This window comes from uncultured Catenibacterium sp. (genome assembly GCF_900540665.1).
GTDB lineage: Bacteria > Bacillota_I > Bacilli_A > Erysipelotrichales > Coprobacillaceae > Catenibacterium.
The window spans coordinates 1-9,767 of the sequence record NZ_UQGV01000081.1; the positions used below are offsets into that span (position 1 = coordinate 1).

10 protein-coding genes and 1 other annotated feature are annotated in these 9,767 nt (G+C 34.9%); of the genes, 5 read left to right on the forward strand and 5 right to left on the reverse strand.

Going from position 1 to position 9,767, the window contains the following annotated elements:
- Window positions 1-175: 175 nt before the first annotated feature.
- Genes QZQ55_RS09560 through QZQ55_RS09575 form a run of 4 tightly spaced genes read right to left on the reverse strand, consistent with a single transcriptional unit; the run spans window position 176 to window position 2,514 of the window.
- The gene (locus tag QZQ55_RS09560) at window positions 176-922 is read right to left on the reverse strand and encodes an alpha/beta hydrolase (protein ID WP_295092809.1); all 747 of its coding nucleotides are present in this window, start codon (window positions 920-922) and stop codon (window positions 176-178) included.
- A gap of 31 nt (window positions 923-953) precedes the next feature.
- Window positions 954-1,259 carry an AzlD domain-containing protein gene (locus tag QZQ55_RS09565; protein WP_295092811.1) on the reverse strand — a complete coding sequence of 102 codons (306 nt, stop codon included), beginning with the start codon at window positions 1,257-1,259 and terminating at the stop codon, window positions 954-956.
- Window positions 1,256-1,951, reverse strand: coding sequence for an AzlC family ABC transporter permease (locus QZQ55_RS09570; RefSeq protein WP_295092813.1), 696 nt, complete (start codon window positions 1,949-1,951; stop codon window positions 1,256-1,258). Before QZQ55_RS09570 ends, QZQ55_RS09565 begins: the two co-directional genes overlap by 4 nt.
- Window positions 1,952-1,989: 38 nt before the next feature.
- Entirely contained in the window at window positions 1,990-2,514 is a 525-nt protein-coding gene (locus QZQ55_RS09575; protein ID WP_295092815.1) for a hypothetical protein, read from the reverse strand.
- Between the two features lie 349 nt (window positions 2,515-2,863).
- Here QZQ55_RS09575 and glmS point away from each other — a divergent pair, with 349 nt between their 5' ends.
- The 5 genes from glmS to QZQ55_RS09600 all read left to right on the forward strand — a co-directional run bounded on the left by glmS (window position 2,864) and on the right by QZQ55_RS09600 (window position 9,033).
- Window positions 2,864-4,663, forward strand: a complete 1,800-nt coding sequence (gene glmS / locus QZQ55_RS09580) for a glutamine--fructose-6-phosphate transaminase (isomerizing) (protein ID WP_295092817.1) — start codon at window positions 2,864-2,866, stop codon at window positions 4,661-4,663.
- Between the two features lie 75 nt (window positions 4,664-4,738).
- Complete coding sequence (locus tag QZQ55_RS09585; protein WP_295092819.1) at window positions 4,739-5,986, forward strand: hypothetical protein; 1,248 nt, start codon at window positions 4,739-4,741, stop codon at window positions 5,984-5,986.
- Between the two features lie 108 nt (window positions 5,987-6,094).
- Window positions 6,095-6,295, forward strand: a binding site (T-box leader).
- A 45-nt stretch (window positions 6,296-6,340) separates the two neighbouring features.
- Window positions 6,341-7,309 (forward strand): ABC transporter substrate-binding protein, encoded by a 969-nt coding sequence (locus tag QZQ55_RS09590; protein ID WP_295092820.1) that lies wholly within the window; start codon window positions 6,341-6,343, stop codon window positions 7,307-7,309.
- Between the two features lie 13 nt (window positions 7,310-7,322).
- Window positions 7,323-8,246 carry an ABC transporter permease gene (locus QZQ55_RS09595; RefSeq protein WP_270469619.1) on the forward strand — a complete coding sequence of 308 codons (924 nt, stop codon included), beginning with the start codon at window positions 7,323-7,325 and terminating at the stop codon, window positions 8,244-8,246.
- Window positions 8,239-9,033, forward strand: coding sequence for an ABC transporter ATP-binding protein (locus QZQ55_RS09600; RefSeq protein WP_295092822.1), 795 nt, complete (start codon window positions 8,239-8,241; stop codon window positions 9,031-9,033). Before QZQ55_RS09595 ends, QZQ55_RS09600 begins: the two co-directional genes overlap by 8 nt.
- Window positions 9,034-9,187: 154 nt before the next feature.
- Here the strand turns inward: QZQ55_RS09600 and QZQ55_RS09605 are convergent, their stop codons facing one another.
- A complete protein-coding gene (locus QZQ55_RS09605; RefSeq protein WP_295092824.1) occupies window positions 9,188-9,682 on the reverse strand; it encodes a GNAT family N-acetyltransferase in 495 nt (164 codons plus the stop codon).
- Window positions 9,683-9,767: the final 85 nt, after the last annotated feature.

Below are 9,767 nucleotides of genomic sequence, written 5' to 3' on the forward strand. Positions count from 1 at the left end.
TTTCTGGCACTTCCATTAATGATTACAATTTTCATGCGTGTATCCTCCAACTTCCAATTGTTTTAATTCTTCTCAGTTCCACCTTCTTGCCCTTCGGACAAGAAGTATCCCCCGCTCAAAGAGCTAGGTCAATTCAAATCTTCTATTGCTTTCAGCCTCTGCTGAAGACTGAAAGTTACCTTCGCTTTACTATTTCTAATAGTTTTCTCACATAATCATCTGCGTGGTTTATTGAAAACTCTCCATGATTCATATTAGGAAGAACTTGTATAAAACTATCCTGCAATTTTTCATGAATGATTTTAGCAGATTTTTTCATTGATTGCTTTTCTTTTTCTCCAACATAAATTTGAACGGTTGCTTCACACTCTCCAATGCCATCTTTTAGTGAATATACTGAGTTTTCCTGTAAAAAGGCAATCATATCACTCTTTCTAATAGCACAAGTATCTTTGTAATATTCATCAAACAAATTCGACTTTATTCGTAGTGATTTGAATTGCAATTTTGAAAACCACTTATACTTTATTAAGCCATAGCAACTTCCAAACGCCGGTTTAATCATAGAATATGTAAATTTTGAAGGTATCACAAGTACACTTTCCACTATTGCATACTTACATATATCTTTGCGTTGAGATAAAATTTCAAGCAAAATCTGCCCTCCAAGCGATAGTCCTCCCATCATTAAAACAGAACCGCCCAATTTGCTATTTACAAATTCTATAATATCCAAAGCATTATTCTCTATCGTTGTAAACTGCTTATCACATCCTGCATGACCATCTAATATAGGCAAAACCACATGATAATCTGTTTGAAGTCTTTCAGCAACCTCTTTGTAATTCCACCATGATAAACCGCCTCCGTGTAAGAGGATAATTACATCGCTGTTTTCTTTTCCATATTCTACATAATTCAACCTCTTTCACCTCGCTGTAAACTTCCGATTTTTAAATCACAACCTGCACAATATAAGACGCAAGTATGGCAGCTATAGCCACAAATACCAGACCTTTTCCTTTATAACTAAAAAATACTGCAACTAGAATACCTGCACATGATTCTACTAAATTAGGTGTAGAATTAAAGACACCTGGAAAAGTCAAGGCTCCTAATACTGTATAAGGCAGGTAATATAGAGCTGAATTGATAAACTTAGATGTAATCTTCTTTCTAAAGAATGTTAGTGGTAAAAAACGAGGCAGATAAGTAAAGAGTGCCATCACTAAGACAGCTAGTATCTGATATCTTGTCATGCTTCATCCTCCCTTGGAAATAACCAGGCTCCCATACATGTCGCAATGAGTGTTGCACTAATCAAGCGTACTCCAGTACTCATGACATTAAATAATGGCACATAAGTAAAGAGTGTATGAACTCCAATAGAAATTAATACCACTATAGTGACTGGCATTGAATCCTTCATTGCAGGCACAATAAGAGCTAAGAACATACCATATAAAGCAATTCCCATAGCACCTTGCAGTGCTAAGGGCAATAAGCCCATAATAAATTCTCCAGCAAGAGTACCTCCTATCCATCCTATAATAGGTGTAAGAATAAAGCCGCACATAAACTTAAATGTCAGTTTACCTGGCTGTAAGCTCGCTAACGCAAATGTTTCATCTGTAATACCAAAAGAGATGATCATACGTTCAACTGTATTCATCTTCTCATCAATCTTCTGCGATAAAGAGAGACTCATCAAGAAATATCTAAAATTAATCAAAAATAGTGTTATTGCGATTTCTAGATAAGTACTATCAGATAAAATCAGCTGAACACCTGCAAACTGTCCTGAACTTGTTAAGTTTGTAAGAGATATAAAAGTGGCCAATCCAATGGGCAGGCCACTTGAGACACATAATACTCCAAAAGAAAAGGCAACTGGAAAGTATCCTAATGCAATGGGAATACTTTTCTTCATTCCTTTCATCATTTCATTCATGTTTCATCACCACGAGTATCATAGCATAAATAGGCATGTTAAAATAAGTGTTCTATTATGAATTTTCTAATTTCTTCTTGATCATCACATACATTATAGAACGGTTTGCGACAATCCAGTCTTTGAATATCTACTGTACGTAAATCAGTTAATTGCATTCTAGAATGTGTAATCATGCCATGGTCATCTAGGACTGTTAAGTCCTTTTCAAAATGTGGATTGACTGGTGATGATTCTTTTTTTATGGATGTACAAGGTATGATCAACATCTTATAGCCTAGATCTTTCACAACATAGCACCAATGCCCATCCATGAGTTCCTTAGGAAATCCTCTACCAATATTAAAATAAGCCATCTGATGTTCTTTAGGACGCTTATGGACATGATAATAAGTATCTGATGGAGATCCATCCTTTACTAAGGAACAATAAAAATAAGATAACTGGCTTGTTTGATGCAATAAAGAACGTGAATACTTCTCAGCATCATATAAACCACTCTCATCAAGCTTATTCAAATATTTTTTGAGTTCTTCAATATTCCCTTCTAAATCTTCTTTCATATAAATATTCCTCCTACTCTTATATATACTTTTAATTTTTCTATATTTCTCTGTAATTTGTATATAAAGTTTTATATCGTTTTCATATTTTTAAAATATCAATATTTCTGATTGATTTATCCTAATTCACGTATATAATAATCACCGTTAAGATAAAGTGATGAACTATAAAGCGCCAGGACTTATTTAAGTTGACGAGGACTAGATTAATCGAACAATTCGGCGGATGGTCTAGAGGCATAGTACTGCCTAAACGATGAATAAAAACATTGAGTGATCAATGAACAGATTTCATCAGGTACTCCTTTGTTTTAACGTTTTTATTCCACAAAACAAGGAGGACAAGATTATGTGTGGTATTACAGCTTATTGTGGCAATGGTGAAGCCCTACCATTTTTAATTCAGGGTTTAGCAAAACTAGAATATAGAGGATATGACTCTGCAGGTGTAACAGTATTGAATAACGTACTTACAACTGTAAAATGTAAAGGTCGTTTAAAGAACTTAGAAGAAAAGTTAAAAGATCATGATATGACTGGTCATGTAGGTATTGGTCATACAAGATGGGCAACTCATGGTATCCCTTCTAACTTAAATTCACATCCTCATACAAATCCAGATAATACTCTTTCTATTGTACACAATGGCATCATTGAAAACTATAGAGAATTAAAAGATATTTTGTTAGAAAAGGGTTATTCATTCCAGAGTGAAACAGATTCAGAAGTTGTTGTTATGTGTTTAGACTATTTCTATGAAGGTGATCTTCTAGAAGCAGTGAAGAAAACATTGAACTGTATTGATGGAAGCTATGCTTTATGTATTGTTTCTACAGAACATCCTGATGAAGTTGTAGTTGCTAAAAAGGCTAGTCCACTCGTTATTGGACGTACTGAAGATGCAAGTGTTGCAGCCAGTGATATTCCAGCTTTACTTTCTTATACTAAAGATGTTTATTTCCTAGATGATTTAGAAATGGCTGTATTAAAGAAAGACAGCATTACTTTCTATAATAAAGATGGTGAAGAAATCAAAAAAGAAATGACTACTATTCCTTATGATATGGAAGCTGCTCAGAAGAATGGTTTTGATACATATATGTTAAAGGAAATCAATGAACAGCCTCATGTCATCCAGGAAACTTTAAGAGGTCGTATTTTTGAGAAATCTATTGTTTTAGATGAATTAAAAGACGTTGATTTCAATAAGTTCAATAAGGTTTATTATGTAGCATGTGGTACTGCTTATCATGCAGGATTATGTGGTGCATCTATTCTTGAACGTGCCACTCGTTTACCAGTTCTTACTCAGGTAGCTAGTGAATTCCGTTATAATGATCCAATTATCGATGAAAAGACTCTATGCATCTTTGTATCACAGTCTGGTGAAACAGCTGATACTCTTGCTGCATTAAAGCTTGCAAATGAAAAAGGATGTACAACTATTGCAGTTACTAACGTATTAGGCTCTACTATTTCTAGAGAAGCACAGCATACACTTTATACTTGTGCAGGACCTGAAATTGCAGTTGCCTCTACTAAGGCTTATACTACTCAGTTAGTATTACTTACTTTAATCGCATTATATATTGCAGATAACAGAGGAGACGTAGTAGATACTGATTTAATCGAACAGTTAAATAACCTTCCAGAATATGTATCTAAGTTAATTGATGATGAAGCTATCTTTGAAAACTATGCAAAAGCATTAAAAGACAAGCATGACTGCTACTTTATTGGTAGAAGCTTAGATTATGCAAGTGTCTTAGAAGGTGCTTTAAAGCTTAAGGAAGTTTCTTATGTACATGCTGATGCTTATATTGCTGGTGAATTAAAACATGGTCCTATCGCCTTAATTGAACCAGGTACTGTAGTGATTGCAGTAGCAACTCAGCCTCATGTTGCAGCTAAGACTATTTCTAATATCCAGGAAACAATCGCAAGAGGTGCTGAAGTCATTCTATTTACTGTAGAAGGACAGGAAGTAAGTGGTGTAGAAAACATCTACTATCTTCCAGATATCAACCCATTATTACAGAGTGTGCTTGTCGCAATCCCATTACAGTTAATTGCATATCATACAGCATGCATTAAGGGCTGTGATGTAGATAAACCTCGTAACCTTGCCAAATCAGTCACTGTAGAATAACGAACGGAGAACTCCGTTCGTTTTTTCTTCACATCAATAATAAAAAAATGTATAATATCTCGTAGGGGTGATAATGTGGAAGAATCAAAAGTAAAAGATTTAACGGCTTATAAGAACCGTTTCGAAGAGGACGCCTCTTCATTCAGCGAATTCCAGGCACGTGATTTCGTTAAAGAATTAAAGGATCAGGGTAAGACTGATGAAGCTATTGAAGTAGGAAGAACATTCCTTGAAATGGCACCAGAATTGAAAGGATATATCAATTATTTTGGCTATGCTCTTTATAATAAGTATATCAACATCAGTGATGAAGAAATTTCTAAGAACGAAAGTTTATTCTATGGTATCTTAGAAGAAATCGCTAAATATTGTAAGCAGGAGAGATATTCTCCACTTGAAGCTGCAGTCAATAAGGCTATTAAGCATGTATTAAAGGCTAATCCAGTAGACTATAAGAAGTTATCTGAATTATTAGACTACTTAGATGCACCTACTCTAGAAGATAAGCCATTTGTTAATAAAGATGGTAAAGAATTCGAAAGTAAGAAAGAAAAATGGTATCGTATGAAAGTACGTGCATTATATGAACTTGAATCATATAGAGCATGTGTTGAAACTGCAAACATTGCTTTCACTTATAACTTAAAGTGGCATTATAACAACCTTAACTGGGTTAAATATTATCGTGCAAGCTCTCTAGTTGAACTTGGACGTTATGAAGAAGCTGAAAATGAATTCATCGCTTTACAGGGGCATTTCAATGCAGTTGATTCATTTGAAATCCTTTATAAGCTTTATATGAATACTAATCGTGAAGATGATGCTTATACACTTCTTGTTGATAAGTTCTTCAAGGGTGGATTCGATTATAAGAATATCGAAGATTATAAGAAGATTTCAGCAATGGCAAAGGCTAAGGGTCAGGATAAGGCTCGTGCTCTTGCAGAATGCCTCATTAAGAAGCTAGAAGAAGAAAATGGTAATACTTATGAAGCAGATGTTGATTTAGCTGATTATGCTGATTTAAGTGCCAGCGATGCATTTGATCGTGTATACAGTGAAGTCATCTATCATCTTGAAAACTACATTACTCGTCATGAAGGTAAAGTAGTATTCTACAACCATGATAAGAGCTTTGGTAGTATCTTCCAAGATGGTGAAGAAAACTTATTCTTCAGACAGGCTGATTTCCTTGATGATGAAGAAGTTGAAAAGTATGACGTTGTTGAATACAGCGTAATTAAGACTTATGATAGAAAGCGTCAGCAGATGAGTTCTAAAGCTGTCCTTTTAAAAGTTCTTTACGAAGAAATCAACTACTAAGAGCAGAAATATCTGCTCTTTTTTCTTATATTCTATTTTAGTTTTTCCCTAACTTTTGAAACTTTTATTTGACTTTTCCTTAATATACCTATATTATGTTTTTATATTATAAAAACAGAGAAATGACATAGTAGAGAAATGTGTGGCATAAGAGATATGATGGCTGGTGAGAATCATACGCAGACATTCTTGAATTCACCATGGAGTTGGAAGTACAAAATACTTCCCGGGTTGCCCGTTATTGCTATTTAGTGAGGTTAGTCAATGACTAATGAACTAGAGGTGGTACCGCGATAATTCGCCCTCTTGGGGTGGATTTTTTTGTTTTTAGGGGAAAAAAGGGAGGAATCTATTATGAAGAAATTTGTATGTGGTTTAATGGCAGTCGGTCTCGCATTAACTGGCTGTGGTAGTCAGTCTAGTACAAAAGATAAGGCTGATGTGAAAATTGGAGTAATCCAGTATATGCAGCATGATGCATTAGATGCATCATACAAGGGATTTAAGGATACTCTTGTAAAAGCAGGTTATAAGGATTCTAATATTACTTTAAAGAATGCAAGTGGTGAAAACTCTAACTGTGAAACTATTGCAGAAAGTTTAGTGAATGATGGAAATGATTTAATTTATGCAATTGCAACTCCTGCTGCACAGGCTGTTGTAAAGAAGACTAAAGATATTCCAGTTGTCGTATCTGCAGTCACTGATCCAGCCGGTAGTAAATTAGTTAAATCAAATAAGAAACCTGGTGGAAATGTAACTGGAGCAAGTGATTTAACACCAGTTAAAGAACAGATCAAATTATTAAAACAAATCATGCCTAACGCAAAGACAGCTGCTGTTATGTATGCAGGTAATGAATCTAACTCTGAAATCCAGGGTAAGATGGCTGTCAAAGAAATTAAATCTCAGGGTATGACACCATTAGTAAAGACTGTTTCTGAATCTAATGAAATCCAGTCTGTTACTGATTCTATTGTAGGTAAAGCAGATGCTTTATATATCCCAACTGATAACTTACTTGCTTCTAATATCCCAGCAGTTGTAAAAGTGACTGATCAAGCTAAAATCCCTGTTATTGTTGGTGAAGAAGGTATGTGTACTAAAGGTGGTTTAGCTACTTATGGTATTGATTACTATAACTTAGGTACTATCGCCGGTAAGCAGGCTATTAAGATCTTAACTGGTAAAGATAAACCAGCAACTATGCCTATTGAATACTTAAAAGCAAGTGATTGTAAATTAAAGGTCAACAAAGCTCAGATGGAAAAGCTTGGTATTACAATTCCACAGGAAGTATTAGATAAGGTTGAACTTATTTAAGGAGTGAATGAGAATGTCTTTATTTTTAGCATTACAAAGTGCGACTTATCAGGGTGTCCTATGGGGCATCATGGCAGTTGGTGTTTATATTACATTCCGCCTGCTAGATATTGCAGATATGACATGTGATGGTTCTTTTGCAACAGGAAGTGCTGTATGTGCTGTTATTCTTACAAATCATGGTAATCCAATCGTTGCAATTCTTGCAGCAACTCTTGCAGGTGCGCTTGCTGGATTTGTGACTGGATTATTACATACTAAATGTAAGATTCCTGCTATCCTTGCTGGTATTCTTGCACAGTTAGGCTTATATTCTATTAACTTACGTATCATGGGCAAATCAAACATTCCACTATTACAGACAGAAAGCTTATATGACTGGGGTCCAATGGTTGGTTTAACAGTATCTCAATCTACACTTATTGTAGGTGTTATTGCGGTAGCTATTGTGATTGCCCTACTCTATTGGTTCTTTGGAACTGAATTAGGAAATGCCTTACGTGCGACTGGTAATAATGAACAGATGGTAAGAGCTGTTGGTGTCAATACTGATTATACAAAACTACTTGGTTTAGTGATCTCTAATGCCTTAATCGCTTTAAGTGGTGCCATGGTTGGTCAGTCAGTTGGTTATGGTGATGTCAAGATTGGTATGGGTGCTATCGTTATGGGTCTTGCTTCTATCGTTATTGGTGAAGTCATCTTTGGCCGTTATGGCAGTTTCTTAAAAAGATTGATTGCCATTATTGTTGGTTCTATTATTTACCGTATTATTATTGCGATTGTAATACAGCTAGGTTTATCAACTGATGACTTAAAGCTCTTAACAGCATTTATTGTTGCACTCGCATTAACTATTCCAGTATTAATGGCGAATAGAAAACAGACTGCAAACTATAAGAAACTTACAAAAGAGGTGGATGAGAAAAATGCTTAAGATTGAACATGTATCAAAAACATTTAACCTTGGCACTATTAATGAGAAGAAAGCCTTGATTGATATTAATCTTCAGTTAGATGATGGAGATTTCGTTACTATTATTGGTGGTAATGGTGCTGGTAAATCCACTTTAATGAATATGATTGCAGGTGTTTATCCTATTGATTGTGGTCATATTAAACTAGATGATAAAGATATTTCTTTGTATCCAGAATATAAACGTGCAGGTCTTATTGGTCGTGTATTCCAGGATCCTATGATGGGTACTGCAGCTGATATGCAGATTGATGAAAACCTTGCAATGGCTAAAAGACGTGGTCAGAAGCGTACTTTAAAGTGGGGTATCAAGAAAGAAGAAAAGAAGTTGTATTATGACCTCTTAAAGACCTTAAATTTAGGTCTAGAAGAGAGAATGACAAGCAAGGTAGGTTTATTATCAGGTGGACAGAGACAGGCTCTCACACTCTTAATGGCGACTGTCACAAAACCTAAGATTCTCTTACTAGATGAACATACAGCAGCTCTTGATCCTGCAACAAGTGCTAAAGTATTACTTCTTACTAATAAGATTGTCACTGAACAGAAATTAACTGCAATGATGGTTACTCATGATATGCAGCAGGCTATTGATGTAGGAAATAGACTCATTATGATGTATAATGGACAGATTATTTATGATGTAAAAGGTGAAGAGAAAAAGAAACTCACTGTTCCTTTCCTACTTAAGAAGTTTGAAGAAGCAAGTGGCAGTGAATTTGTGAATGATAGAATGTTGTTGAAATAAAAACTAAGGGAAAGGCTATTGAGGCCTTTCCCTTTGATTATGCTGTATCTTCTTTTTTTAATAATTCCATTGCAAGAGATGCTCTTTGTACATATATTATTCTATTAGTTGTAAGCTGATAACCATAGGTACAATAAACTGGAATTCTACAGTCTTATCTTGTAATAACCATATTGCACCTTCCCCATAATTCGTCCTTAAAGCGAAACGCATTTTCTGTTAATGCTCGTTCTCTAAATCCCTCTTTTTCATAACATTTCTTTGCACCAGGATTTTCAGGAAAAACATTCAATTGCACAGCATCTGCTTTCGCTATTTCAAAGGCATATTTAACAGCCTGTTTTATCATTTCACATCCATATCCTTTATTCCTTATAGCATTGTCAACCACTACAAATTTGAGCTTACCTTCATTTGTATTCAAATTCACAGAAAAGCAGAAAAAACCAACCAACGTTCCATCATCCGTAGTTGCAACAAAGGGACTATCTCCAAATCGTTCTTCCGCTTCTTGCAATAAATCATCAAAACCTTTTTTCTCCAGTGGATAAGGTATTAAATTTGCACACCATAGAGCATGTGAACGTTCCTCTGTTATCCATTGAGATATAGTATTAAAATCTTTATTTTGATATGGCCTTATTCTCATTGTTTCCTCATAAAATTCCGATTTTCTTAATTCGACAAACTTGAATTTTCAAATTAGTCTTTGCAAATAACCTTTGAACCTTCAC

Excerpts from the sequence above, each read along its gene's own strand:
- QZQ55_RS09565 (WP_295092811.1), bottom strand. The coding sequence starts at position 1,259 with ATGACAAGATATCAGATACTAGCTGTCTTAGTGATGGCACTCTTTACT.
- QZQ55_RS09570 (WP_295092813.1), bottom strand. The coding sequence starts at position 1,951 with ATGAATGAAATGATGAAAGGAATGAAGAAAAGTATTCCCATTGCATTA.
- QZQ55_RS09575 (WP_295092815.1), bottom strand. The coding sequence starts at position 2,514 with ATGAAAGAAGATTTAGAAGGGAATATTGAAGAACTCAAAAAATATTTG.
- glmS (WP_295092817.1), top strand. The coding sequence starts at position 2,864 with ATGTGTGGTATTACAGCTTATTGTGGCAATGGTGAAGCCCTACCATTT.
- QZQ55_RS09590 (WP_295092820.1), top strand. The coding sequence starts at position 6,341 with ATGAAGAAATTTGTATGTGGTTTAATGGCAGTCGGTCTCGCATTAACT.
- QZQ55_RS09595 (WP_270469619.1), top strand. The coding sequence starts at position 7,323 with ATGTCTTTATTTTTAGCATTACAAAGTGCGACTTATCAGGGTGTCCTA.
- QZQ55_RS09600 (WP_295092822.1), top strand. The coding sequence starts at position 8,239 with ATGCTTAAGATTGAACATGTATCAAAAACATTTAACCTTGGCACTATT.
- QZQ55_RS09605 (WP_295092824.1), bottom strand. The coding sequence starts at position 9,682 with ATGAGAATAAGGCCATATCAAAATAAAGATTTTAATACTATATCTCAA.